At 65.7% G+C, this 25,277-nt stretch carries 21 protein-coding genes and 1 pseudogene; 15 read left to right on the top strand and 7 right to left on the bottom strand.

The annotated features are described in order from the left end of the window. Positions 1 to 25: 25 nt before the first annotated feature. Positions 26 to 1,132, bottom strand: coding sequence for a class II histone deacetylase (locus tag NA8_RS16240; RefSeq protein WP_063051234.1), 1,107 nt, complete (start codon positions 1,130 to 1,132; stop codon positions 26 to 28). Between the two features lie 252 nt (positions 1,133 to 1,384). Here NA8_RS16240 and NA8_RS16245 point away from each other — a divergent pair, with 252 nt between their 5' ends. From NA8_RS16245 to NA8_RS16290, 10 genes and pseudogenes are all read left to right on the top strand, one after another. Beyond that, complete coding sequence (locus NA8_RS16245) at positions 1,385 to 2,143, top strand: dienelactone hydrolase family protein (protein ID WP_169810512.1); 759 nt, start codon at positions 1,385 to 1,387, stop codon at positions 2,141 to 2,143. 198 nt (positions 2,144 to 2,341) lie between these two features. Beyond that, a pseudogene (locus tag NA8_RS16250) lies at positions 2,342 to 2,701 on the top strand (energy-coupling factor ABC transporter ATP-binding protein); the annotation flags it as partial. Positions 2,702 to 2,881: 180 nt separating this feature from the next. After that, positions 2,882 to 4,387 (top strand): 2-methylcitrate dehydratase PrpD, encoded by a 1,506-nt coding sequence (gene prpD, locus NA8_RS16255; protein ID WP_063051236.1) that lies wholly within the window; start codon positions 2,882 to 2,884, stop codon positions 4,385 to 4,387. Next, positions 4,384 to 5,298, top strand: a complete 915-nt coding sequence (gene prpB, locus NA8_RS16260; RefSeq protein WP_063051237.1) for a methylisocitrate lyase — start codon at positions 4,384 to 4,386, stop codon at positions 5,296 to 5,298. The genes prpD and prpB overlap by 4 nt, the downstream gene beginning before the upstream one ends. After that, complete coding sequence (locus NA8_RS16265; protein WP_063051238.1) at positions 5,298 to 6,422, top strand: bifunctional 2-methylcitrate synthase/citrate synthase; 1,125 nt, start codon at positions 5,298 to 5,300, stop codon at positions 6,420 to 6,422. The genes prpB and NA8_RS16265 overlap by 1 nt, the downstream gene beginning before the upstream one ends. A gap of 469 nt (positions 6,423 to 6,891) precedes the next feature. After that, positions 6,892 to 8,136 (top strand): oxygenase MpaB family protein, encoded by a 1,245-nt coding sequence (locus NA8_RS16270; RefSeq protein ID WP_063051239.1) that lies wholly within the window; start codon positions 6,892 to 6,894, stop codon positions 8,134 to 8,136. 178 nt (positions 8,137 to 8,314) lie between these two features. After that, positions 8,315 to 9,229 carry a cutinase family protein gene (locus NA8_RS16275; RefSeq protein WP_063051240.1) on the top strand — a complete coding sequence of 305 codons (915 nt, stop codon included), beginning with the start codon at positions 8,315 to 8,317 and terminating at the stop codon, positions 9,227 to 9,229. A 173-nt stretch (positions 9,230 to 9,402) separates the two neighbouring features. Continuing rightward, positions 9,403 to 11,115 carry an acyl-CoA dehydrogenase family protein gene (locus NA8_RS16280; protein ID WP_063051241.1) on the top strand — a complete coding sequence of 571 codons (1,713 nt, stop codon included), beginning with the start codon at positions 9,403 to 9,405 and terminating at the stop codon, positions 11,113 to 11,115. Positions 11,116 to 11,797: 682 nt separating this feature from the next. Continuing rightward, positions 11,798 to 12,154 carry a hypothetical protein gene (locus NA8_RS33815; protein ID WP_157106735.1) on the top strand — a complete coding sequence of 119 codons (357 nt, stop codon included), beginning with the start codon at positions 11,798 to 11,800 and terminating at the stop codon, positions 12,152 to 12,154. A 4-nt stretch (positions 12,155 to 12,158) separates the two neighbouring features. After that, positions 12,159 to 13,166 (top strand): hypothetical protein, encoded by a 1,008-nt coding sequence (locus tag NA8_RS16290; RefSeq protein WP_063051243.1) that lies wholly within the window; start codon positions 12,159 to 12,161, stop codon positions 13,164 to 13,166. Positions 13,167 to 13,370: 204 nt separating this feature from the next. Here NA8_RS16290 and NA8_RS16295 read toward each other — a convergent pair whose 3' ends face one another. Then, positions 13,371 to 13,802, bottom strand: coding sequence for a hypothetical protein (locus NA8_RS16295; RefSeq protein ID WP_063051244.1), 432 nt, complete (start codon positions 13,800 to 13,802; stop codon positions 13,371 to 13,373). A 665-nt stretch (positions 13,803 to 14,467) separates the two neighbouring features. On the opposite strand from NA8_RS16295, the gene NA8_RS16300 reads away from it, so the two are divergent. The 3 genes from NA8_RS16300 to NA8_RS16310 all read left to right on the top strand — a co-directional run bounded on the left by NA8_RS16300 (position 14,468) and on the right by NA8_RS16310 (position 16,834). After that, the gene (locus NA8_RS16300) at positions 14,468 to 14,821 is read left to right on the top strand and encodes a hypothetical protein (protein ID WP_063051245.1); all 354 of its coding nucleotides are present in this window, start codon (positions 14,468 to 14,470) and stop codon (positions 14,819 to 14,821) included. 209 nt (positions 14,822 to 15,030) lie between these two features. Next, positions 15,031 to 15,240, top strand: coding sequence for a TOBE domain-containing protein (locus tag NA8_RS16305; RefSeq protein WP_063051246.1), 210 nt, complete (start codon positions 15,031 to 15,033; stop codon positions 15,238 to 15,240). A 382-nt stretch (positions 15,241 to 15,622) separates the two neighbouring features. Beyond that, positions 15,623 to 16,834: a cytochrome P450 family protein gene (locus NA8_RS16310; RefSeq protein ID WP_157106736.1), complete on the top strand. Its 1,212-nt coding sequence runs from the start codon at positions 15,623 to 15,625 to the stop codon at positions 16,832 to 16,834. Positions 16,835 to 16,882: 48 nt separating this feature from the next. Here the strand turns inward: NA8_RS16310 and NA8_RS16315 are convergent, their stop codons facing one another. The 3 genes from NA8_RS16315 to NA8_RS16325 are packed head-to-tail and all read right to left on the bottom strand — an operon-like array spanning position 16,883 to position 18,975. Next, positions 16,883 to 18,028: an RNA polymerase sigma factor gene (locus NA8_RS16315; protein ID WP_063051248.1), complete on the bottom strand. Its 1,146-nt coding sequence runs from the start codon at positions 18,026 to 18,028 to the stop codon at positions 16,883 to 16,885. Next, complete coding sequence (locus NA8_RS16320; protein ID WP_063051338.1) at positions 18,025 to 18,432, bottom strand: YciI family protein; 408 nt, start codon at positions 18,430 to 18,432, stop codon at positions 18,025 to 18,027. The genes NA8_RS16315 and NA8_RS16320 overlap by 4 nt, the downstream gene beginning before the upstream one ends. 45 nt (positions 18,433 to 18,477) lie before the next feature. Then, positions 18,478 to 18,975 (bottom strand): pyridoxamine 5'-phosphate oxidase family protein, encoded by a 498-nt coding sequence (locus NA8_RS16325; protein WP_063051339.1) that lies wholly within the window; start codon positions 18,973 to 18,975, stop codon positions 18,478 to 18,480. Between the two features lie 252 nt (positions 18,976 to 19,227). On the opposite strand from NA8_RS16325, the gene NA8_RS16330 reads away from it, so the two are divergent. Beyond that, entirely contained in the window at positions 19,228 to 20,058 is an 831-nt protein-coding gene (locus NA8_RS16330; RefSeq protein WP_157106737.1) for an HAD family hydrolase, read from the top strand. A 71-nt stretch (positions 20,059 to 20,129) separates the two neighbouring features. Further along, positions 20,130 to 21,698, top strand: coding sequence for an esterase-like activity of phytase family protein (locus NA8_RS16335; protein ID WP_245663863.1), 1,569 nt, complete (start codon positions 20,130 to 20,132; stop codon positions 21,696 to 21,698). 87 nt (positions 21,699 to 21,785) lie between these two features. Here the strand turns inward: NA8_RS16335 and NA8_RS16340 are convergent, their stop codons facing one another. Beyond that, on the bottom strand, positions 21,786 to 22,220 hold the full coding sequence (locus tag NA8_RS16340; protein WP_157106738.1) for a DUF6294 family protein: 435 nt from the start codon (positions 22,218 to 22,220) through the stop codon (positions 21,786 to 21,788). A gap of 87 nt (positions 22,221 to 22,307) precedes the next feature. Next, entirely contained in the window at positions 22,308 to 25,052 is a 2,745-nt protein-coding gene (locus NA8_RS16345) for a tetratricopeptide repeat protein (RefSeq protein WP_063051250.1), read from the bottom strand. Positions 25,053 to 25,277: the final 225 nt, after the last annotated feature.

Consider the following 25,277-nt stretch of genomic DNA (forward strand, 5'->3'; position numbering starts at 1 on the left):
GTCCGGAGCGCTGCCGCGATCGGCGTCAGAGCTCGGCGACCAGACTTGCCGCCGCTTCGATCGCGGCGGCCTCGTGGTCGAGCAGGACGTCGCCGCCTTGCGTCGTGACGATGGGGGTGTACGGGTCGTCCACGAATTCTTCGCCGAGCAATTCGCGCAGCACCGCGAGACCGCAGAACGGAACGTAGTGCGGGCTGTAGCCGCCTTCTTGTACGAACGCGATCCGGCCCGCGCACGTTTCGGCGGCGATGTCCAGCATCCGCCGGGTCAGGTGCCGGAAACCGCCGCTGGTGACCATCTGCCGAGCCAGCGGATCGAGAATGCTCGCGTCGAATCCGGACGCCACGATGATCAGCTCGGGTGCGAAAGCACGTAGCGCAGGCTCGACGACCCGGTCGATCGCGTGCAGATAGGCGGCGTCACCGCTACCGGGTGGAAGCGGCACGTTGATCGCGTAACCGTATCCGGCTCCCGCGCCGCGCTCTTCGCGGTAGCCGGAATTCGGCGGAAAACACAGATGCTGATGGATCGAGAGGGTCAGTACCGACGGATCCTCGTACCAGATGTCCTGAGTACCGTTGCCGTGGTGGACGTCCCAATCGACGACGGCGATCCGCCCCACGCCGAGCACGTTTTTCGCATAGGCGGCGGCGATGGAGACGTTGTTGAAGATGCAGAAGCCCATGCCGGTGGCGCGGGTCGCGTGATGCCCGGGCGGATTGACCAGTGCGTAACCGTTGTCGACCGTCCCCGCGAGCACATGCTCGACGAGTGCGATCGCGCCGCCCGCCGAGAGCGCGGCGATCTCGTATCCGCCTTTTCCGAACGACGAGACGCCGTCGCCGGCGTCCCCGCCTTTCGGAAGCAGACTCTCGGCCTTGATCCGCTCCAGATGTTGCGCGGTATGCACCCGCAATATGTCGGCCTCATCGGCGGGCGCCGCTGCTATCGCATGCAGTTTGTCGAGCAAGCCCGATACCGAGACCAACTCGTGGAAACGCCGTTTGGTGTCGGGATGCGCGAGGTGATGACCGATCGGCTGAAGGCCGACCGTAGCGTCGGAGGGGAACAGGCTTCCGCTGCCGGTGTCGGCCCAGCCGTAGAGGGTGTTCCACACGTATCCAGTGGTCATGGTGAACTCCTAGCAGTCGGCGGACCGCCACACCGTCCACCTACATCCGACCCGTCTCAGTGGGTACTCGCGCTCATTACAAGCACAGCAGCCACCACGCCGCAACCGGAGAGCTCGCCATCTGTGGCGGCGTCGGCCACGGTGCTGGAACCGTGTCGGCGCCGCGGTCGAAGCGGATCGGAGGGGCGAGGCATGCGTCCGATTCAGTGGAAGCGCCGAGGCCAGGCGGTGAACTTTGGATACAGTCGTGTCGTGGCATTCGAGATCACGGCCGAACAGATCGACATCATTCAGCACGACGCGATGCCCATGGCGGCGTATATCTCCCGCCCGGCTCGACCGGGCGACTACCCGCTGGTCCTCGTCGGAGCGGAGTTGTGGGGCCTGACGAATGAGGTTCGGGCCGTTGTCCGTGATGTGGCCGCGCTGGGGTATGTGGCGATCGCGCCGAATCTGTATCACCGATCCGGTCCCGAGACCTCAACCGGTATCGAGGAGAGCGATGCCAATCGGGCCTATGCGTTCGAACTGCTGGGCCGGTTGACCCGGGACGGGGTCGAGGCGGATCTGCGCGCCGCCGCCGACTATGCCCGAGAGCATGCCGGTGCCGGTGCCCGGACCGGCATGCTGGGTTTCAGCCTCGGGGGGCATGTCACCTATTTCGCGGCGACCCGGCTGCCGTTGCGCGCCGCGGCGATCTATTACCCGGGATGGCTGTCCGACCCCGGAACGGCGTTGAGCGTTCCGGACCCACTGTTGGCGGCGACCTCGCGGATCACCGCGCGCCTGGCGCTGTTCTTCGCCGAGCAGGACCACGTCATCGATGCCGAACAGCGGCGCCGGATCGGGGAAGCGCTGTCGGCGGCTTCCGTCCGGCACGAGGTAGTCGTGTATCCCGGCGCCCGCCACGCCTTCTTCTTCCCCGGCCGCGAGCCCTATGACAAGCAAGCCGCCGACGATTCCTGGCAGCGCGTGTGCGAGCTCTTCGCTGCCGAATTGAGCACTAGCTGATCCCTCGGTCCCTCGCCGGGTAGCGCGCGGCGGCACCGCCCATGCCCTATCGTCGAGTTTTCTGGCGATGCTCTCGCGCGGGTTCACCGGTGCGATCACCGATTTCGGCACGCCTCCGGCCACCTGGAGGCAATGCATCTTCTCCTGTGTTCCCGCCTCGGCCGTCCTCGGCGCCTGTGTCGGCGCCTGGGTCGCCCGGTGAACGAGTCGACGGCCCCCGCCGTACGTCTGGCAGGCCTGACCTTCGCCTATCCGGATGGGACCGGGGCGTTGCACGGGGTGGATCTCGACATCGCCCGCGGCGAACGGGTCGCGGTTCTGGGGCCCAACGGCGCGGGCAAATCGACACTGACGCTGCATCTCAACGGGGTACTCAGCACGACATCGGGCGAGGTGTACATCGGCGGCACCCGCGTGGACCGCACCACCGTCCGCACCATACGCCGGCGCGTCGGCGTCGTCTTCCAAGACCCCGACGACCAACTGTTCATGCCTACCGTCGAACAAGACGTCGCGTTCGGGCCCATCGACTTCGGCATGCGCGGCGAAGAACTCGCCGATACGGCCCTCCTCGCCGAACACCGCCTCAGCTGAACCGGCCGGAAAAACTTTCGCAATCTACGCATATTCGCTGATTTCGGTACGCAAATATCGGCATCTGCGAGGCATTTCGACCCGTTGTGGGCATGAGTAGCGTGCGAATCAGAAACCGGAAATCGACGTTCGGAGGCGCACCCCGTGATTCACCACCTCGTCCGCACACACCGCTCCGCCGAGCACTTCCCGCGCGAGGAGCATCTCGCGTGGCGGATCGCCGAGGTTGCCGCGGATCCGGTGGCGGTCGCGCCGGAGACCGAGGAGATGATCGTCAACCGGATCATCGACAACGCGGCGGTCGCGGCCGCGTCGGTGACCCGCCCTCCGGTGGCCAACGCCCGGGCGCAGGCGCTGGCGCATCCGTATCGACCGGGTGCGACGGTGTTCGGTGTGCCGGGACGGTTCTCGCCGGAATGGGCGGCCTGGGCGAACGGTGTCGCGGTGCGCGAGCTCGATTTCCACGACACCTTCCTGGCCGCGGAGTACTCCCACCCCGGCGACAACATCCCGGCGATCCTGGCGGTGGCCCAGCACGCCGGCCGCAGCGGCCGGGACCTGATCCGCGGGCTGGCGACGGGGTACGAGATCCAGGTGGATCTCGCACGTTCGATCTGTCTGCACGAGCACAAGATCGACCATGTGGCTCATCTCGGTCCCTCGGTGGCGGCCGGGATAGGCACGCTGCTGGCGCTGGACACCGAGATCATCTACCAGGCCATCGGCCAGGCATTGCACACCACCACCGCGACCCGCCAGTCCCGCAAGGGGGAGATCTCGAGCTGGAAGGCATACGCGCCCGCCTTCGCCGGAAAGATGGCGGTGGAGGCCGTGGACCGCGCCCTGCGGGGCGAGGGCGCCCCGGCCCCGATCTGGGAGGGCGAGGACGGTGTGATCGCCCGGCTCCTCGGCGGACCCGAGAAGGAGTATCCGGTGCCGCTTCCCGGACCGGGCGAGCCCAAACGCGCGATCCTCGACACCTACACGAAGGAGCATTCCGCCGAATACCAGAGCCAGGCGCCGATCGACCTGGCCCGCCGGATGCGCGTGCGGATCGGTGACCTGGACCGGATCGCCTCGATCGTGCTGCACACCAGCCACCACACCCACGTGGTGATCGGCACCGGATCGGGTGATCCGCAGAAGTTCGATCCGACCGCGTCGCGGGAGACCCTGGACCACTCGGTCATGTACATCTTCGCGGTCGCCCTGCAGGACGGCACCTGGCATCACGAGCGCTCCTACGCGCCCGAGCGCGCGCAGCGCCCCGACACGGTCGAGTTGTGGCGCAAGATCTCCACCGCCGAGGACCCGGAGTGGACCCGGCGCTATCACTCGACCGACCCGCGCGAGAAGGCGTTCGGTGCCCGCGCGGAGGTCACGTTGAACAGCGGCGAGGTGATCGTCGACGAGCTGGCGGTGGCCGACGCGCATCCGCTGGGCGCGCGCCCCTTCGCCCGCGACGAGTACATCGCCAAGTTCCGGACACTGGCGCAGGGCGTCATCGATCCCGCCGAACAGGACCGCTTCCTGGAAGTCGCGCAGCGCGCGGGTGAGTTGTCGGCCGACGAACTGCCGCAGTTGAACTTCTCGGTCTCCGACCAGGTGCTCGCACGGGCGCCGAAGCTGCCGAAAGGGCTTTTCCGATGACCGGCCTGCTGGCGGCGGCGACCTCGGCCGCCGATAAACGCGCCGCATTCCGCACGGGTCTGACCTGCGGAACGATCCAGCGTTTCCCCGGGGCGTTCAGCCCTCTGGTGGCCGGCCTGATCCAGGAGATCGGCTTCGAGGGCGTCTACGTCTCCGGGGCGGTCGTCTCCGCCGATCTCGCTCTGCCCGATATCGGGCTCACCACGCTGACCGAGGTCGCCGGACGCGGCCAGCAGATCGCGCGGGTCACCGACCTGCCGGTGCTCATCGACGCCGACACCGGCTTCGGCGAACCGATGAGTGCCGCACGCACCGTCTCGATTCTGGAAGACGCCGGAGTCGCGGGCTGTCACCTCGAGGACCAGGTGAATCCGAAACGGTGCGGTCACCTCGACGGCAAGGCCGTGGTGACGACCGAGGCGATGGTGCGCAGGCTCAAGGCAGCGGTGTCCGCGCGACGGGACCCGAACTTCGTGATCTGCGCGCGCACCGACGCCGCGGGAATCGAAGGCATCGACGCCGCGATCGAGCGGGCGAACGCCTACGGCGACGCCGGCGCCGACCTGATCTTCACCGAAGCGCTGCAGACCGTCGCCGAGTTCGAGAAGTTCCGGGCCGCCGTCTCGATTCCTTTGCTGGCCAACATGACCGAATTCGGCAAGTCGGAGCTGATCCCGGCTGCCACTCTGCAGTCCATCGGCTACAACGCGGTGATCTACCCGGTGTCGACGCTGCGTCTGGCGATGTTCGCAGCGGAAGCCGGATTGCGCGAAATCTTCGAGCGCGGCACACAGGCGGGCCTGCTGGATCGGATGCAGCACCGCAGCCGTCTCTACGAACTGCTGCGATACGAGGCCTACAACGAATTCGACTCCGACATCTTCGATTTCACTACGGAAAGGAACCCGTGATGGCGGACACCGCGATACCGGCCATCAGCAAAGGTCTGGCAGGGGTAGTGGTCGACACCACCGCCATCTCGAAGGTGGTGCCCGAAACCAACTCCTTGACCTACCGCGGCTACGCCGTCCAGGATCTGGCTGCCCACTGCGGCTTCGAGCAGGTGGCCTACCTGCTCTGGCACGGTGAACTGCCCACCGACGCCGAGCTGGAGAGGTTCTGCCAGCGGGAGCGGGCATGGCGGCGCGCCGACCGGTCGCTGCTGTCGCTAGTGGCCAAGATGCCGGACAACTGCCACCCGATGGATGTGGTCCGCACCGCCATCAGCTACCTCGGCGCCGAAGATCCGGCCGAGGACGACAATTCGGCGAGGGCCAATCGCGCCAAAGCGCTTCGCATGTTCGCGGTGCTGCCGACCATCGTCGCTGCCGACCATCGCCGCCGTCATGGTCTGGACCCGGTCGCGCCGCACTCCCACCTGGGGTATGCCGAAAACTTCCTGAACATGTGCTTCGGGACCGTCCCTTCGCGCGAACTGGTGAAGGCGTTCGAGGTGTCGTTGATCCTCTACGCCGAGCACAGTTTCAACGCCTCCACCTTCGCGGCTCGGGTGGTCACCTCGACGCTGTCGGATATCTACAGTGCCGTGACCGCCGCCATCGGCGCTTTGAAGGGGCCGCTGCACGGGGGTGCGAACGAGGCGGTCATGCACGACATGCTCGAGATCGACGATCCCGCGCTGGCCGAGAAGTGGCTGCGCGACAAGCTGGCCGAGAAGGAAAAGGTCATGGGCTTCGGCCACCGCGTCTACAAGAACGGTGACTCCCGGGTACCCACCATGAAGAAGGCATTCCTGGACATCGCCGCCGCGACCGACGGCGGGAAGTGGGTGCGGATGTACGAGATCCTCGAACGCGCGATGAACGAGGCCACCGGCCTCGCGCCGAATCTGGACTTCCCGACCGGACCCGCCTACTACCTGCTCGGCTTCGAGATCGAGGTCTTCACCCCGATCTTCGTGATGAGCCGCATCACCGGCTGGACCGCGCACATCATCGAACAAGCCGAGTCGAACGCACTGATCCGCCCGCTGAGCGCATACATCGGAGTACCACAGCGCTCGGTCGTCGCCTGAGCCTTTCGCGCGGTACCCACGGTTCGCGCGCCGACAAGGTGCCCGCCCCGGTTCGCCGAACACAGTCTCACCGGGCACGCCCGGCCCCCATGACGACTTGGCGGGCAGCGTAGGTCCGGGTGGCCGGGCGGTCGGTGACTCGGCTGGTGGTTGAGGCCCCTCGCAGCACTATGTAACTCTAAATTATCCAACGCAAGATGAACGTCGAAGGCGGAACCTGTACCCCGTGCCGTCGAGTCTTCGGGAGACCCAGACCCGGGTCGATGCCGCCTCGGGCAAGCACTTAGGCCGCAAGTCGGCTGGCTCGCCGACCTGAGCGTGGGAGGTTGAGATCGCTCCTGAACGCAACCGAGACAACGGCTAGAACGTGTGCTAAGTTAATAGCCATTCTGATCGCGAAGACGGCGGTGGCGCTCTCGCCGCCGCGTCCATGCGATCCCGTCCCGGCTCAATGAGGAGTGATGTTGTGATGGATGGTTTCAGTAGGCGTGAGGCGTTGCGGGCTGGTGGGGTGTTGGGGGCGGTGGGTGCGTTGTCGGCGGTGGTGGTGCCCGGGCGGGCGCAGCCGTGGTCGTGGTCGCCGCAGGGGTCGGTGGCCGGGGGCGGGGAGGGGGTTGATCCGTTGACGGTGTGGGATCCGGAGGCGGATGAGTTGGTGGCGTCCTTGCTGGATCGGGGGGAAGTGGCGCGGGTGAATGAGTTGTTGCGGACGTGGACGCGGAATGGTCAGCCGTTGCCGGAGGGGTTGCCGTCGGATCTGCGGGATTTCATGGAGTACGCGCGGCGGTTGCCGGTGTGGACGGATCCGCAGAAGTTGGCTACGGCGGTGGAGTTCAACAAGAAGCGGGGGTTGTATCTGGGGGTGTTGTATGGGTTGGCCAGCGGGATGATGTCCACGGTCATCCCGAAGGAGGCGCGGGCGGTGTATTACTCCAAGGGTGGTCACGATCTGAAGGATCGGATCACCAAGACCGCGAAGCTGGGTTATGACATCGGGACGGCGAACGCGTATGCCCCGGATGGGGAAATGGTGGTGACGTGTGTGAAAACGCGGTTGGTGCATGCCGCGGTGCGGCATTTGCTGCCGCGTTCGCCGCATTGGGTGGCCTCGGCCGATGAGCAGGTGCCGATCAGTCAGAACGACATGATGGTGACCTGGCACAGTCTGCCGACGACGGTGATGAAGCATTTGACGGCGTGGGGGGTGCCGATGCCGGTGGCGGAGTCGGAGGCGTTTTTGCATTCCTGGCAGGTGGGGGCGCATATGTTGGGGATTCGGGATGAGTACATTCCCAATTCGTGGGGTGAGGCGAACGCGCAGGCCGCGCAGGTGCTGGATCCAGTTCTGGCGCCGACGCCGGAGGGGGCGAAGCTGGCGGATCGGTTGTTGCGGTTGGGGGCGAATCTGGATTTGGCGGTGGTGAGTAAGCCGGTGTTGGGGGCGTTCACCCGGTTTTTGCTGGGGGATGAGATCGCTGATGGGTTGGCGATCGCGCGCGAGCCGGTGTGGGATCCGTTGTTGCGGGTGAGTTGGGGGCCGTTCATCGCGGTGCGGGAGGGTTTGTTGCCGGTGGTGCCGTTGGCGCCGGATGCCTACTGGTTGTTCGATGAGTTCCTGCGCCGGGCGGCGTTGGTGTATCTGGCCGAGTTGCGGATGCCGATCAGTATCGAACTGCCCACCATGAACCGGGACATGACCCAACCACACCGCTGACCCGAGTCCGCGACGCCGAGGTGGCGTGTGATCGATGCCGTGTCGCATCGCCGCCCTCCGGTGTGGATGCCGGAGAATGGTGCACGTTGCGCGCGTTCCGGCTGTACTGCGATTCCCGCCGTCCGCCGCAATCCATCTCGATCACGTGACCTCGGTGCTTTGAAACACGGAGAATTCGATGTTCACCCGATGGAAGACGATAGCCGCCGCGTGTGTGGCCGCAACGGTAACCGCTACTGTTCATCTCGGTGTCGCGCCTTTTGCCGATGGCGCACCGAGCCATTGCCCAGACTTGTATGTCGTAGCGATCCCCGGAACGTGGGAGACATCCAGTACCGATCCGGGCAAAGGAATGCTCGCATCGAGCCTGAACGGTTTACCCGGGGACGTCCAGGTGGACTATGTTCCTTACGCGGCGACGGCGTTCCCTTGGGAAAGCGAAGTGTACGGCCGCTCCAAGCAAGAGGCGATCGACAAAGCGCGCACGTTGGCCTCGGACATGGCGCAAGCGTGCGAAGCCACCCGGATCGCGTTGCTCGGCTACAGCCAAGGCGCGGATGCCGCAGGTGATCTCGCGGCCGAGATCGGCACCGGCCTGGGTGTGATGCCGCCGCACCGGGTGGTCCTGGTCGGGCTGATCTCCGATCCTCGGCGCTCACCCAGCGACACCCTGATCGGCCCGCCCGTCCCTGGCGCCGGAGCGGCCGGGCCTCGCCCGGGAGGTTTCGGCTGGCTCGCCCCGCGCACCTACACCTTCTGCGCCGCGGGTGACCTGTACTGCGCGATGCCCGAGGGTGACTTTGCCGGACGGATCGCCGGCTTCTTCGTCCAACTCTCGAATCCGGATCCGGGAAAAATCGGCAATTATCAGCAACAGGCGACCGAAATCATCGGCGACGCACTGGCCGCGGGCGGCCTGGGCCTTCTCTCCGACCAGATCAACACCTCCGCCTACGAACAGCGAAAGCAACAGATCGACGATTTCCTCAAATCCGGCATCCATCAGAGTTACCCCTCATACACCCTCGGCCCGGATGCGCTCACCCCTCTGACCTGGCTGCGGCAGCGCCTGATCGAGGAAGCCCGCCCCTGACCCTGCCCGGCTGTCCGGGCGGCCGAGGAGCATATCGGTGACCGGAGATGTCGCGTTGTCCGCGTTCGACGAGGCGTGCGCCGCCTGCTCCGAGCCCCATCCGCAGATTGACGGCGACTGCCTTCAGTTCTAAAGTGATGGCACTTGCCATCACTTCGAAAGGCGGCATCGCCATGGCTTTGTTCAACCCGAGAACCGAGACGTTCGAGGAATTCGACCCCGCCACTCGAGCTCGGCTGCGGTCGGTGGTCGACTTCTTCGAGAAGAAGGGCAAGCAGGCGCTCACCAGCGATGCGTTCCGGGCGGAGTGGTACGACGACTGGATGCGGTTCCTCGCCGAGAGCCGGATCATCGCCTACATGGCGACCCCGCGGGCACGCTCGGGCGCTGATCCGGAAAAGCGCTGGGACACCGCGTTCATCTCCCGGTTCAACGAGATCACCGGTTTCTACGGATCGCAGTACTGGTACGCGTGGGGCGTCTCCACGCTCGGTCTCGCCACCATCTGGCAGAGCGCAAACGGCAAGGCTCATCTGCGTGCCTCCGAGGAGCTCGACCGCGGCGGGATCATCGGCTTCGGGCTGTCGGAAAAGGATCACGGCGCCGACATCTACGCCACCGACATGCTGCTGACCCCCGACGGTGCGGGTGGGTTCACCGCCACCGGCGGCAAGTACTACATCGGCAACGGCAACGTGGCCCGGATCGTGCCGACCATCGGCAGACGCACCGACCTCGAAGGTCCCGACGCGTATGTCTGGTTCATCGCCGACAGCCAGCACCCGAACTACCGTCTGGTCAAGAACGTCATCCACGGCCAGAACTTCGTCTCCGCCTACGACTTGGTGAACTATCCCGTGTCGGCCGACGACGTATTGCACGTGGGCCGAAAGGCATTCGACGCCGCCCTCGCCGCGGTCAACTGTGGCAAATTCAATATCGGCATGGTCGCGCTGGGTATCGTGCAGCACTGCTTCTATGAGACGATCAACCACGCGAGCGCCAAGATCCTGTTCGGACATCCCGTCACCGATTTCGCGCAGGTTCGGCAAATCCTGTCCGACAGCTACGTTCGCATGAACGCCATGCGGCTCTACCACGAACGAGCGATCGATTACATGCGATGCTCGACCCCGGAGGATCGCCGGTTCGTGATGTTCAATTCCATCGGAAAGATGAAGGTTACGCGTGAGGCCGAGAGGGTGTTCCGGGAACTCTCGGATGTCATCTCCGCCAAGGGTTTCGAGAAAGACAGCTACTTCGCGACAGCCCGTGGCACGATCGACTCCATGCCACGGCTGGAAGGCACCGCCCATGTCAATATGGCACTTACGCTGAAATTCATGCCGAATTTCCTCTTCGATCCGGCGCAGTTGCCTCCGGTGCCTGTGCGACGGGATCCGGGCGACGACGAATCGCTGTTCCGGCAGCCGGGCGCCGCGGGATTGGGCAAGGTCCGATTCGCCGACTGGCGGTCGGCTTATGCGCACTACCGCCACCTGCCCAACGTGGCCCTGTTCATCGAGCAAGCCGAGCGATTCACCCGGTTCCCGGTAGAGGCGGCGCCGACGTCGGCCCAGTTGGAGGATCTGGACTACCAATTGGCGGTGGGGGAGTTGTTCACGCTGCTGCCCTACGGACAGCTCATCCTGGAGCAGGCCGCGATCGTCGGGACATCCGAAGACGTCGTCGATTCCATCTTCGAGGTATTCGTGCGCGACTTCTCGGCCTACGCGCTCGGGCTGTTCTCGAAGGCTTCTTCGACCTCCGCGCAGCAGGATTGGGCCTTGAATGTGCTGCGCAAACCGGTCGTCGACGAGCAGCGCACCGCCCGTCTGCACGGCGAGGTGATGAGCTACGCGGGCGCATTCGAGATGAACCCGTAGCTCGCTCCGGTCGAAATGCTGGAGCATGCGTAGCGCCGGCGAGAGGAAGTGCATCCACCCAGGTCAGAATGCGGGACATCGTTCCGGGAACCGCGCCGAGAAGCTGGTTTCGGCCGGACGCGCCGGATCGAACATCCCGCGCTTGGCCGGCACGACGGCCGCCGACGCCAGGTCGGCTATCGAGCGGACTGACGCGAGCGGCGATCGCAATGTCTTTGTTCGGACACCTCCAGTTGGGCCGAGCGACGATCGAACCCCGGGTCCGGGCTATACCGCCGATACCGGCCCTTCGCCTCGTGACCTATCGATTCGCAAGAACGCCGCCGGGCCCACCCGATGTGAAGCTCGGTCGCCGGTGCCGCTACATGGCCGGCCCTGCGGCGCTGCTGGGCGGCCCGGCGAACGTGGTCATGCCCTGGAAAATTGGGGCACGGACGCATCACGTCGGACCGCGTGTTGCGGCAGAATCATGCAGACCGAGGGCGGCAACGGATGGGTGGTGGCGACAATCCCTACTTGGAAACCGAACTCGACCCGTCGCGCACAGCGTCGAACCCGGATCGAAGTACAACGGCGCACTGCCCAGCTGCAACCGTTCACACTGACCGCGTTCGCCCCGATCCTGGCCTCCGCCAGTGGTATCCCGGTTCGCATCGCCGCCAGCTCCACTCTGCCACCATCGGTGGCGGGCAGGTGGCTGCGCACCGGCACGGGAGATCTCATCGAATTCGATGCCGACCTGCCCGAGATCGCCCGCATCAACACCGTGCTGCATGAAGCAGGTCACATCCTGTACGACCACGCCTCGGTCGAGCATCGGGTCGACGCGGGCCAAGCGCTGTGTTCCATACTCGGCCCCGCAGCCGTCGCGCGCTTCGCCCAGGTCAGATACCGATCGGCCTACGACACCAGGAGCGAACACGAAGCCGAGGACTTCGCCAGGCAAACCATGAGAACGATCCTGTGGAGTGATGCCGGCACCGGTGAGTCAGCCGAAATGATTGCGGCGCTGGGCTTTCCACGCACTAGGATCGAGTAGGCGAGTGGCGCAGTTCGCCGGAGCGGTCTCGGTTCTCCTCGGTATCGGTGTCGTCGCGCTGGCATGGCAGCTCGCACCGCAAGGGGCTCGGGGGCAATGGCGGCCCATCGTCATCCTCGGGTTGGTCGCGCTCAGCTACCTGTTGCTCTCTCCGCCCTTCGAGGGCATGTTCGCGCCGATCCGCGTCAACACCGCATACTTGTTGAGCAACCTGTGTGCTGTGACCGCGATAGTCCTGACCACCCTGTACTGGCGAAACCATCTGTCCGCCGATCCGCCGACGCGACAACGGGTACTTCTGACACGCGCGGCATACGGGTCTGTCGGAGTAGTTCTGGTATCGCTGTTCATGACTTCACCGCAGCAGCCGGATGGCCTGGGTTTCGCGCGGGAATTCGCCGGGAATCCGCGAATGCAACTGTACTGGGCTGTCCAGGCGATCGTGGTGATCCATGCGATGTCCACCTTGGCCGGGGTGGCGCTTCGCGCCAGTGTGCGCGAGCGACAGTGGCGGCGAATCCTTTTGAAGGTGCTGGCAGTCGTGGCCGTCCTGCTCGTCGGGTACGAGAGCTGGGTGCTCGTCGTCGTCGGTCTATGGCCGGACATGCCACCGCTGTGGGCGCAGCGCCTCACCATCGCGTTTCAGGTCGCGGTGAGCATTCTGCTGGTGGTCGGCACAACCGGTCCGGTCGTACTCGGGACGCTCCGGAGCACTCGACTGGCCCGCTCCTACATCGAACGACTCACACCCCTGCACTATTGGCTGACGCAACGCTACCCGCAGGTGCGATTCCGCTCCCGCGTGCGCAGGCGCGCCGAAACCCGAGTGACCGACATGTTGATCGAGATCAGTGACGCCCTACGACTGCTGCAACGCGAAGCGCCGGTGTTGGCCGCGGCCTACCGGCTGGACCACGATTCGATCCGCGCCGCAGCGCGCGACAGTCCTCGCCATGTGGCCTATGAACTCACTGCCGCAGAGCTTTTCGACGCCCGAACCCTTCGGGCCTGAGCGTAGACCGTGCGGACGGTTAGCCCGCCTCCGGTGCATCCCGCCCCGCGACGATCGGTCTGCGCGCCTGCGAAATCGATGAATAGCGCGCAGTTGCGCCTCCCGGCGCGCGTACAGTTCGTCCCCGGGCAGTCGATGCGGCCATGCCCCGGGATGCTCGCGGAGGAACTGCTGTCGAACGGGGCGGCCGAGCATCGTCGCGCGTCACGATGGGGGTTCAGGCAGATCCGGCGGGTCCGGGGGGAGCCCTTCTTGTACACGGAGGAACTTCAGGTAGTCGATCAACGAGGCCAACGACTGCTGGGACAGGTCCATCGCGCGGAAGGCCACGGCTTCGAGACCGGGCGCCGTGCTCAGCCGCAGGTATTCGATCTCTTGGCGGCCGCGCTGCCAGGCTTCCTCATCGGTGAAGAAGCGAATGTCCACGTCGAATGCCGCGGCCAGTCCGGTGGCATGTTTGAGCGAGGGGTTCTGCTTCAGCCCGGAACGCAATTGCGCGACGTATACCGCCGAAATCGGGTAGCCGAGGTCGGTGGCGCGGCGCGCTATCTCGTCGGCGGTATAGCGTCTGCCCGCGGGGTTCGGCATCGTTCGGAACAAGTATTCGAGTCGGTCGGAGAAGGCGCCATCGCCCATACCGCGCGCTCCTTCCCGACTCGGAACTCTTCTTCGATCGGCAGTTATGCTACAGCATAACTGCCGATCATGGGCTGGCAACCACTCGGTGCCTCGCTCTTGCGTCGTTGGTATCGAGCACGTCGAGTGGCTTGGATGGGTCGACTCTGCGACGGATCGGCGGGACGGTGCACGACTCCTCTAGGGAGCGTAGGGGTCACGGCTTGCGGGCGCCGGACGAGTAGATGCCAGCAGTGTGACTCGAGTCATATTTCGAGCCGTTGTACCGCATGTGCCGAAGCATAAATCTTGTACTGTAGTATAGTTATGAGGCTTCGACGACTGCGTTGATCGCTGGAACTTTACTAGGGAATAGGTAGAGGCATTGGCATACACAATCGCGATGCCATGCGCGACCGAATGCTTATCGATGAATTGCCGCGCGGACGGCAACTACATCGGCAATCGCGTGGCTTATATCCATTCAGATGAATGTGTCGACCGTGGTGCCCGTGAGTCGGTCTGCCCAGCCGACGCCACCTCGAATCGGATGTGCCTGAACGGTGGCATGTCGGTCGTGGTTTCGCCGATTGCCTCGGCGCGACTTATGGGCCGTCGTCGGTGCGGCGGTACCAGCCGGGTGGCCTGGGACGCCCACGGTGCCGCGCAGCGGATGGTGGGCTGAGATGGGAAGGACGAAGGACATCATGGGACTGCTGACGAAGGGGCCGTTCGAGATGGTCGGCCGGGCCGAGCGAACACTCGTCGACGTGGAATCGGTCTTGTGCCGGGTGGAGGACACCTTCGCCAGGACCGAGGCCACCCTCGACGTCGTCAGCACCACATTGACCACGGCAGCGCAGACAATGGTGGCGTCTCGAACCACCCTCGCGGCGGTGGACGAGCGACTCGCCGAAGTGACCACCATGACGCGTGAGGCCGTCGCGCTGATGGAGGGGACACGCGCCCTGCTGGACGACCTGCGTGCCGTGGTGGAGAAGCTGGCGGAACAACCGGTGATCGGGGGCATCCAGCGGTGAGGCATCGGGATCGCCCGCGCGACGACGGCAATCCCGATCCGTCGGCAAACCGCCCATTCCAGCCCGGCCCGAGTCGGCGCATGCGTCGGCGCCTGTCGGCGATGCGCAACCGGTGACCACCGCGAACCAAGCCAAGGTCGTCGCACTGCGCCGAGAATGTCAGTCGGCAATCCCTACCACCCGCGATCGGGCTGCGTACCATCACGGGCATGCAGCTATCCACCCGCAATCAACTCGACGGCACCGTCATCTCCATCACCCGCGGCGAAGCCATGGCTGTGGTCCGCGTCCGGCTCACCGGCGGTGACGAGATCACCTCCGCGATCACCCGTGACGCGGTCGGCGACCTGGAACTCGCCGAGGGCTCGGCCGTCAAAGTGCTCATCAAAGCGACAGAGGTGACGCTCGGCGTCGAATAGTCGCTGCTGTCGAATCGGCGAATCCGGCCTCACGGGCTCGCCCGGCTTCTCAGCTCGCCGCGTGCCGCCGACGCTCCACGATGACCTGGTAGGAATCGTCGTAGATGATCCGGCCCGGAGCATCGGAGTTCAGGCGGGTCCATTCGATGCCGTGAACCACGCTTCGGCCTCGAGCGACACGGCGTGGTTCGAGGTCGTCGATCCATCCGGCGACCGGCGGCTCCGCCGGGACTGAGTTCCATTGTTTTTGTGTCGGGGAATTCCGTTCCGAGGCACAGACTTCCGGTTCCTCGTCAGTGCTGGGCAAGGATTGTCCACACTCACTGACACCGCACTCCGTTGGGCTTCGTGCGGCCACCTGTCCACATCCACGGGAGACATCGTGACCGAATCCGTCAGCCAGCTGCCCACCGCCGGAGAGTCTGTCTTCGATACCTATGAGCGAATCCGCAGGCGCGGGCCAGTGGTTCCGATCGAGCTGCCCGGGAACGTCTCGGCCTGGCTGGCGGTGAGTCACCAGGCGGTGGGCGAAATCCTCGCCGGCGACGGCACGCTGTTCAGTAAGAACGCCCGCAACTGCCCCGCACTCCACGACGGCACCATTCCAGCGGACTGGCCGCTGCGCGCCTTGACCGACATCGACCATCTGCTCAACAAGGACGGCGACGACCACCGGAGAGTGCGCAGAACGATCGCCCAAGCGTTCACTCCCGGTCGAGTAGCCGCGCTCGAACCGCGAATCCAGCAGATCGCCGCCGAACTCGTCGACGACCTTCGCGGTCGCACCGGAGAAATCGACTTGGTCTCCGGTTTCACCACACCCCTTCCGGTACGGGTGATCTGTGAACTGTTCGGCGTGGCCGCCGATGAGCAACCGCAGATCCGGCGCTGGACCACGACGGTGGTTTCGCACACCAGCACAGGGGAGCAGACGCAGGCGGCAGTGCAGGAGATGCTCGCGTATCTCACCGAATTGCTGGGCCGCAAGCGGCGTACTCCCGGTGACGACCTGACTTCCGCCCTGTTGCAGGCCAACGACGAAAGCGGGTTGAGCGAAGACGAACTGGTCCAGACGTTGTGGCTGGTGATCATCGCCGGCCACGAGACGACGGTGCACTTGTTGGGCAACGCGGTCATCGCATTGTGTTCGCATCCCGCGCAACTGGCCGAGGCCAGAGCCGAGGAGCGGTGGTCGGACGTCGTGGAGGAGGTCCTGCGTTTTCGTTCGTCGGCGTGCGTCATGTTCAATCGGTACGCGCTGCGGGACGTCGCCATCGCCGGGGTCGATGTTCCCGCAGGCGCGATCGTAGGCTGGTACGCCGGGGTGGGACGAGATCTACGACGGCATCCGGACGCCGATGTCTTCGATATCGATCATGATCACCGAGACCAATTGGCTTTCGGGCGAGGACCGCACTTCTGTCTCGGCGCACCTCTGGCTCGCCTGGAAAGTCGTATCGCGTTGTCGACGCTGTTCGACAGCTTTCCCCGGCTGCGCTTGGCGTGCGAGCCCGACTCTATCCCGCTCAGTCCGCAGTTCATCACTTGCGGGCCGCTCGCTCTACCTGTGCTTCTCGAACCCCTTGCGAGGTGAACGGTTTCCCGGCCGGCAGTCGTCGAAGGCTGACGAGTAGGCCGGAATTCACGAGCGCAGTAACTGCCGCACCCGCGCTGCCTCGCGGGTGAGGTGGTCGCGCTCCGGCGCGCTGCCGGCCGCGTAGGAGGCCTCGGCGTACAGCTCGGCGGCCTGATCGAGGTCGCCGGCGCGTTCGAGGAGATAGGCGCGGACCGCGGTGTATCGGGGCAGGTCGGGATCCGCCTTGCTCAGCTCTGCCAAGCCCGCCTGCGGACCGTCGGCCTCGCCGACCGCGACTGCGCGGTTGAGTCGCACCACCGGGCTCCCCGTGAGGTTCAGGAGTTCGTCGTACCACTCCACGATCTGCACCCAGTCCGTCTCGGAGGCGCTCGGGGCATCCGCGTGCAGAGCGGCGATCGCGGCCTGCGCTTGATATTCGCCCAACCGGTCGCGAGCCAGTGCCGCTTGCAGAACCGTCACTCCTTCGGCGATGAGGCGGGTGTCCCACCGAGATCGGTCCTGTTCACCGAGCGGCACCAGGCGACCGCCCGGGCCGAGGCGAGACGCGCGGCGGGCATGGTGCAGCAGCATGAGCGCCAGCAGGCCCGCGACCTCGGGTTCGTCGGTGGAGCCGGCCAACTGGCGGGTGAGGCGGATCGCTTCGGCCGCCAGATCGACGTCCCCGGTGTAGCCCTCGTTGAAGACGAGGTAGAGAACGCGCAACACCGTCGCCAGATCGCCGGGTCGATCGAGCGGCAGCCCGGTGATACGCCGCTTGGCCCGGCTGATCCGTTGCGCCATGGTGGCTTCGGGCACGAGGTATGCCGTCGCGATCTGCCGCGTCGTCAGGCCGCCGACCGCGCGCAACGTCAAAGCGACGGCCGAACCGGGGGACAGCGACGGGTGCGCGCACAGGAAGTAGAGCCACAGGGAGTCGTCCGTGCCCGGCACCGGACCGGTCGGCGGCTCGACCTCCACGGCGAGTTCCCGTCCGCGCCGCGATGTTTCGGCTCGGGCGACGTCGAGGAATTTGTGCCAGGCGGCCGCGACGAGCCAGGCTTTCGCATCGCGCGGTGGATCGTCCGGCCACCTCTGCAGAGCGCGAATCAGGGCCTCCTGCACGGCGTCCTCGGCCGACGCGAAGTCGGCTCCGCGCCGGAGGAGGACGCCGATCACCGCGGGCACGAGCTCCCGCAGCAGCGACTCGTTCACTCGGTCACCGTGGGCATCGCGGTGAGGAACGGCCGCACCTCGAGCCACTCCTGCACCGGCTTCCCGCCCGCACCGGGCGCCGCGGACAGCTCGGCGGCCAGCTCGAGTGCGCGCTCGTAGGTCTCGACATCGATCACCATCCAGCCGGCGATCAGGTCTTTCGTCTCGGCGAACGGTCCGTCGGTGACCGGTGGGCGGCCCTCGTCGTCCGAGCGGACGAACGTGCCCTGCGGGGAGAGCGCTTGGCTGTCGACGAACTCTCCGGTGGCCTCGAGCCGCGCGGCGAAGTCCTGCATGTACTGCACATGGGCCGCCAGTTCCTCCGGGGTCCACTGATCCATCTGCACGTCGTTGACCGGTGCCGGTGCGCCGCGGTAGTGCTTGAGCAGCAGGTATTTGGCCATCATCTTCTCCTTGAAGTGGTAGGGCCCATTCTGGTCGCATCGATCTCAGGCGTGCCGGCGTTCGGCCCGTTGCCGGATCAGCTCCTCGACCGCGGTGGGCAGAGTGTCTTCGAAGTCGATGAGTTTTGCCCAGGTCGGGGTGACGACGATCCGCACCATGCCGTCGTAGAGCGAGCGGACCTCGGCCTCCCACTCGACACGCTGCTCGGGTGTCATCTCGTAGCTGCCGTTCATCCGCAGATACTCGTCCGGGATGCCGTCGACGACGTCCAGCTCGGCCCGCCCGCGGAGGAGCAGGATCTTCGGCGGGTGAACCTCGGTGTCGATGGTCAGGGCAACCATCGAGTTCTCGCGCAGGGCGGGCAGCTTGCGGGCGTTCTTCGTGGTGCACAGGACGATCTCCGAGCCGTTCCAGGTGAAGGCGATCGGGATGCTGCGCGGCGTGCCATCCGTCGCGACGTAGGCCAGGCGGGTCAGGTCGCGGGCCAGCAGCTCCTGGCTGATCGGTCGGTTCAGGATCTCGGTGATCTCGGTCGGTCGCATGGTGATCGCTCCTCCGTCGGCGTTGTCGAGCGGCATGTCCGTGGCCGCTCGTATCCCTGGGACGGAGCCGGCCGGAGGTTCTCGACATCCGAGGCGGGTGCGGACGGGACCGTAAACGCCGGATGAGCCGCCGCTACCGGAGCACCGCGCCATACCCGTCCGACTCGAGACCGTCGCGCCGCGTGGCGGCCGGCAGTTGGGAGCGGATCTGGATGTCGGTTTCAGCGCCATTCGCCGATAGCCTTCACCTCCATGCCATCTTCTGGTTCGCACTCGCACGACATCCGCGCCGTCGCCTTCGATTGGCGAGGCACTCTCGTCTCGGAACTTTCGCCGCAACGCTGGACTCAGGAAGCACTGCGACGGGCCGGTCGCCGACACGACGACGACGCCGCCGTCGCCCTCCTAGAGGACCTTCGAACAGCCGCAGGCCAGCCGAACCGCCTGCAATCACCGCAGGGAAACACGAGCGCTGCTCGTCACCGGGAGACCTACTACGCGGTGTTCGTGGATGCGGGACTCGACACCGAACTCTCCGACGCGCTCTTCGCAGTGGATTCCGACCCGACATACAACTATTTCGCCGCCGACGCTGCGGCCACTCTCACCAATCTGTTCGAGGAGGGCTACAAGATAGGGGTGCTCAGCAACATTCACTTCGACATCCGGCCCTTCTTCGCCGAGGCAGGGTTGTCCGATTTGATCGAAACTTTCGTCCTGTCGAACGAGCACGGGATCCAGAAGCCCGACCCTGCCATATTCCGCCTGACGTGCGGGCGGCTCGGCACTCGCCCCGAGGAAACCCTCATGGTCGGAGACCGGCCTTCCCGCGATGGCGCAGCCGTGGAGGTCGGGATGCCGACCCTGCTCGTCCCGTCTTTGACCGATCCTCAGCGGCGTCAACTCCACCTGGTCGGCAACGCCCTCGGTATCAATCATGTGGCGGGCGAATTCGATGTCCCAGGTTCGGAGGGGTTCGCCGACATCGCGGAGCGCCGGACCACCCGGCCGACCTCGGCGCGCAACACCGCGCGCGGCGTCCACCCTCCTCGAGGCCGGCGTCACGGCAGAATGATCGGATGATTGCGGGGATCGACGGCTCATGTTCAACTCGAGGCCAACTGATGATCAGGCTCGGACGGTACGCATCGCTGGTGAGAACGCACCACGGGACCCGAAGCCCACTGGTCGTGGTCGTCGTGTGCGCGACCGCCGCTCTGTCGGCTTGCTCGTCATCGAGTTCGGAGGCTGACTTCACCGCCACCAGAGATCAGCCCTTGGTGATCTCGCTGGACGACCTGCTGGCCGAGACCGGCGGCAGCGCCGCGGTCGGGATCGCCGATCCGCAGCACGGCGCGATTACCCGGCGCACCGACGGTGCGGTGGTGTACACGCCGGAGGCCGGGTACACCGGCTCCGACAGCATCACCGTGACCACCACCGACGCCGTGAAGTTGTTCACCCCCGATATTCCGCCGTTCGGTGAGTTCGGTGGCGTGAGCCTGCAGGGCAGCGGATACGGGTCGGCGTTCACGCCGGTGCCCGGATCGACCGACGAGTTCTATGGTCTCACCGACCGCGGGCCGAATGTGGACGGCAGAGGCAAGAACGAGAAGCTCGTTCCCGCACCGACATTCACGCCCAGCATCGCCAAGTTCAAGCTGGTCGGCACCAAGGCGGTGCTGGAAAGCGTCATCCCCTTGAAGAACTCGGCGGGCCGCCCGTTCAACGGCCTGGTCGACACCTCCGCCGGCACCGGCGAGACCATGCGCGACCTCAACGGCGCTGTCCTGCCGCCCACTGATCACGGCCTCGACACCGAGGGCCTGGTTGCCATGCCCGACGGCAGCTTCTGGGTGTCCGACGAGTACGGGCCGTTCCTTGTGCATTTCGACGCCGACGGCACCGAGCTGGAACGGCTGGCGCCGGGCCGAGGTCTGCCCAAGGAGCTTTCGTTGCGCGCTCCCAATCAGGGTATGGAGGGGCTCACCGTCACGCCGGACGGCGGCACCCTAATCGGCATCATGCAGAGCGCATTGAACGAGCCGGGTGTCGCGTCGACGCGCGAGGTGCCCATGACCCGGATCGTCACCGTGGATCTGAAGACCCGGGAGGTCGGAGAATTCGTCTATCCGCTGGAGGAGCCGAAGCAGAAGCTCGCGGTCTCCGAGATCACGGCGCTGAGCAACACCACCTTCCTGGTCGACGAGCGCGACGGAAACAAAACGCCCGAGGCGAACAAGAAGTTGTGGACCATCGACATCACCGGTGCCACCGATATCGGACCGCGGGCGAAGGTTGAGGGAACGCAATACGATCCGGAGCTGGGCCTGGTCGTGGACGGGAAGCCACTGGAACTCCTAGTCGGTGCCGTGTCCACCGCCGATGGCGTCGCCACGCTGCGGAAGGCGGGCATCACGCCTGTCGCCAAGAAGTCCGGCCTGGACCTCGGCGGCCTGCTGGACGGCCTGAACGCCGACGGCAAGTTCTTCGGCCACGACAAGATCGAGGGCGTTGCCACCCGTGACGGGGGCAAGACCCTTTACATCGCCGCCGACAGCGACTTCGGCGTCGAGGCCGCCACCGGCGATCGGCCGCCGTTCGGACTGAAGGCGAAACTCCTCGCCAACGGCATGCAGGACACCGGTGAGGTGCTGATGGTCGACACCGCCGCACTACCCGCCGAGACGCACGCGCGGACGATCACGATCACGGTGAAGTAGATCGCACCGGGCTCCACTTCGTTCCGGCAAGCTGCACGACACCTCCGAAGTTCGGATCACCACGCGCCCTGTCCCGCGGCGGGTAGCTCAGCAGTGGTTCTGCAGCTCGATCCTGGTTACGGCCTGAAATGCCTGTGGTGAAAAGGTTTTCTCGTCGTGGTGGTCTCTGTCCATATCCCAGTGGTATTGGACAGCCGAGGAAGGCAGGTTGATGACGAACTTGCCGATATCGCCGCCGGGTGGCTTGTCGTTGATGATGTTGCCGAGATAGACGTGGTTCGCGTCGAACAGGGCGGCGTGCATGAGCCAGGCATCGTTGTCGGAACCACTGGTGACGAGAGCATGGAATTCCGCGATGCCGTCGTTGTGCAAGATCCAGCGCGCGCCGTGGAACATCGTGCAGTCGCCGGCCTTGATGTCGTGGTCCCAGGTGAAGACCTTCTCTGAATCGGCATGGGCGGCGGGCATGGACGCGACGGCGGTTCCGGCGGCCAAGCCGACGCACACGGCGAGCCGGATCAAGACGTGGCGATACATTGCGGTCATCGTGGCGCTCCCCAGGAATAGTAAGTCTCCCTGACTAAATTATCGGCGCCCGTCCGGTGATCGTCAATAGCCGTCGAGTTGGCTTGCCCCCACCGGGCCGCTTGCTCCCGGGTCGATTCGGGCTCGGGCTGTCCATTCTGCGACATCCCTGGTCACCTCGATGGTTCCCCGGTCATTCGGACCGTAGAGCCGCCGCCAGATCTCCGGTAGATCGAAACCGAGTTCCAGTGCGGCGGCGTAGCTTCCGTGCACGGCGTAGAACTGGGCCAGGTTCCGCCGGGTCATGAGAGTGAACGGATGCTCTGTGCCGGAAACCTTCTCGCGCGTGGCCAGCACTTCGCGATACAAACGAGCGGCGCCACCCGGGTCACCGCAGACCGCGGTCCACCTGGCGAGATTGTCCTTGGCCCACATCGTGTCGGTGTGCTCGGGTCCGAGCACGCTTTCGCAGATCGGCACGAGTTCCAGCAACTGCCGGCGCGCTCGTTCCGGGTCACCGGCTTCGCCGACCCATCGGGCGTACTGGTCGCGGGAGCGCAGTACGTCGGGATGAGTCGAGCCGAGCAATCTTTCGAGTTCCGGCAGGAAGGCGGTGTACTGATCACGCGCACCGACGATGTCACCGGCTTGGCCGGTACTGAAGCCGAGATCGGCGCGGATCCGCAGCTTCTCCCGTTCGTCCCGCTCCAAGTCCAGCAGCTCGGTGAGCATTGTCACCGCCCCCTCGGGATCGCCCGTCTGGACGTGCCAGTTGGCCAGTTGCACGCGCGGCAGGAGAGTTCGCGGATGGTCGCGACCGAACATCGCTGTGCAATCCTCGACGAGCCCGGCGAACATCGCGCGCGCCGCGAATGGCTCACCGGCTTCGCCGGTCCATCGGGCCAAGCGGGCGCGGGCGGCCAACAGGTCCGGGTGTTCCGGCGGCAATGTGTCTTGGAAGGCCACCAGCCAGTTGGCCCAGGACGCTCGATTGTCGATCGGACGCCGGTGGGTGTCCGCGGCGTCCAGGAAAGCTACGGCGCCAGCGGAGTTTTCGCTGGCCAGATAGTGTCGGGGCGCCGCGGTGTGCGCGTAGGCATCGATCTCAGGACCGGTTACCGCGTCGAACGCGGCGGCGAGTGCGCTGTGCGCGTCGAACAGTGCGGTGGGCCATTGCGCGCACACGATCTGTCGCAGCGGGCCGGTGAACGCCGCGTGTGACAGTCCGACCCTCTCGTTATCCAGACCCGGATGGCCGCGTGCGACGAGCACGCCGAGGTCGACCACCACGTCGCGCAGTCGCGGCAACGGCACCGGCCACCCGAGCTGCTGGAGCGCTTCGCAGACCAGCGGCAGTGGCGCGGTCGGGCCGACGCCGACCGCGGCGAGCAGCGCGCCGACCGGCAGCGCGATCTCTTCGTGCACCCGACGCCGACGGGTCGCGTGGAACCTCGACGCCACCAGGGAACTCAGGTCCGCGCCGTCGATGTTCGTATCGCGCCGATCGATTTCGGTGATCAATCGCGGGATCAGCCATCCGCCGCGCACATCGTCGGGCAATTCGTGCAGCGTTCGGTCGAGCCGGTGGGGGATGGCGCCTTCGGTGAGGACCACCTCCGCCAGAACTTCTCGGACGGTGGGTGGTTGCAAGTGGACACGGCGGGCATGCGCGATATCCGGATGATCCACGACGTCGGTACCCGACCGGATGCCGACGATCACCCGGACGTGGCGCAGCCGCTCGTCGGTGGTCAACGTGGCGACGGCGGCGAGGACGCTGCTGCGGCATCCCTCTTCCGGCTGGTCGAGGCCGTCGATGAGGATGCGGATGCGTCGGCCCGCTTTCCGCATCCGATGCAGGGGCCGCACGATCTCGATTTCGAAGGCGCTGAACCGCTCCAGGTCGGTCAGCTCCGCCCGCACCGCGCGGCGGACCGCGTCGAATTCGGCGCCGAACCGTGCGCCGAGTTGGTCGCAGAGTTCCAGAAGCACCGACTCGATGGTGCTCGTGACGTCCAGGAAGACGGCCGCGGTGATGAATTCGGCGGTCAACGCATCCAACGTCTCCACCAGGCCCGGCCGGATGAGCAGCGACATCAGTGTCGATTTCCCGGCCCCGGCCGGTCCGATCAACGCCTGCAATCGATCGCCGCCTGCTTCGACGATGTCGGCGAGGGTCTCCTGCACATGCGAGGTCAAAGAGACGCTGCGCACCAGATGATCCACCAACCCCGCCGCGGGTCTGCCGGTCACCGCGTCTCTGGAACGGGACCGGTTGGGCACCAGCCACAGGCCCTGGTCCCCGCGGCGCACCTGAGTGCCGTTGAAGGACAAATGCCGTGCGGTCTGCCGTTGGCACGCGCTGCTCAGCTCCGGCGTGAGATCGGCGCACAGCAGATTCGTTCCGCTGCCGGGTAGGCCGGTATCGAAAGTGCGCAACAGTGTTCGACTGAAACATCCGTCGTATGCGTTGCCGTCGTCCGATGCGACGAGCAATTCCATCCGTCCCGCGGTCTTCTCCAGCATCCGCACCCAGCGGTTCCCCGCGCCGATCGCGCCGGTGCCGGCCTCACACGCATCGACGAGGACGATGAGCCCGTCCAGTGCCCGCGTATTGCCCAGTTGCTCGGCTACGGCATTGACCAGGTTGAAGCCGGAATCGGAATCCAGCGGCATTTCCGAGTCGGCGGCGAGTAGATAGAAGTCCTCGTCGTTGGCGGTGAACCCGTGACCGATGAAGGCGATCAACAGCGTCGCTCCCAGTTCGTCGGCCTGCTGGAACGCGGCTTTGACGCGCCGCTTGAGTTCGATGACCGTGGGGTCGACCAAGGGGCCGTCTCCGATCGGTAGCCAATGGCCGGCCGTGGTGAAGGCCGCGTAGAGCGCCGCGGCCAGCTCACCGGTGAACCCGAGTCACGGGAATGCCGCACACTCCGACGCGACAACCAGAGCCAGCCTCTCCGCCATGGAAGAACTATCGGGCAGGGCGACCCACGGGCACAACAGCGCTCGGCGGTAAGGACTGTGCCGAACATGCCGGATACCGCGTCCGGA

Origin of the sequence: Nocardia arthritidis NBRC 100137 (assembly GCF_001612765.1) — a bacterium.
GTDB classification, from domain to species: domain Bacteria; phylum Actinomycetota; class Actinomycetes; order Mycobacteriales; family Mycobacteriaceae; genus Nocardia; species Nocardia arthritidis.

What these genes read in the sequence shown, in the direction of transcription:
- NA8_RS16240 (WP_063051234.1), bottom strand. Translation starts at nt 1,132, where the DNA reads ATGACCACTGGATACGTGTGGAACACCCTCTACGGCTGGGCCGACACC.
- prpB (WP_063051237.1), top strand. Translation starts at nt 4,384, where the DNA reads ATGACCGGCCTGCTGGCGGCGGCGACCTCGGCCGCCGATAAACGCGCC.
- NA8_RS16265 (WP_063051238.1), top strand. Translation starts at nt 5,298, where the DNA reads ATGGCGGACACCGCGATACCGGCCATCAGCAAAGGTCTGGCAGGGGTA.
- NA8_RS16270 (WP_063051239.1), top strand. Translation starts at nt 6,892, where the DNA reads ATGGATGGTTTCAGTAGGCGTGAGGCGTTGCGGGCTGGTGGGGTGTTG.
- NA8_RS16275 (WP_063051240.1), top strand. Translation starts at nt 8,315, where the DNA reads ATGTTCACCCGATGGAAGACGATAGCCGCCGCGTGTGTGGCCGCAACG.
- NA8_RS16280 (WP_063051241.1), top strand. Translation starts at nt 9,403, where the DNA reads ATGGCTTTGTTCAACCCGAGAACCGAGACGTTCGAGGAATTCGACCCC.
- NA8_RS16295 (WP_063051244.1), bottom strand. Translation starts at nt 13,802, where the DNA reads ATGGGCGATGGCGCCTTCTCCGACCGACTCGAATACTTGTTCCGAACG.
- NA8_RS16300 (WP_063051245.1), top strand. Translation starts at nt 14,468, where the DNA reads ATGGGAAGGACGAAGGACATCATGGGACTGCTGACGAAGGGGCCGTTC.
- NA8_RS16305 (WP_063051246.1), top strand. Translation starts at nt 15,031, where the DNA reads ATGCAGCTATCCACCCGCAATCAACTCGACGGCACCGTCATCTCCATC.
- NA8_RS16320 (WP_063051338.1), bottom strand. Translation starts at nt 18,432, where the DNA reads ATGGCCAAATACCTGCTGCTCAAGCACTACCGCGGCGCACCGGCACCG.
- NA8_RS16325 (WP_063051339.1), bottom strand. Translation starts at nt 18,975, where the DNA reads ATGCGACCGACCGAGATCACCGAGATCCTGAACCGACCGATCAGCCAG.
- NA8_RS16330 (WP_157106737.1), top strand. Translation starts at nt 19,228, where the DNA reads ATGCCATCTTCTGGTTCGCACTCGCACGACATCCGCGCCGTCGCCTTC.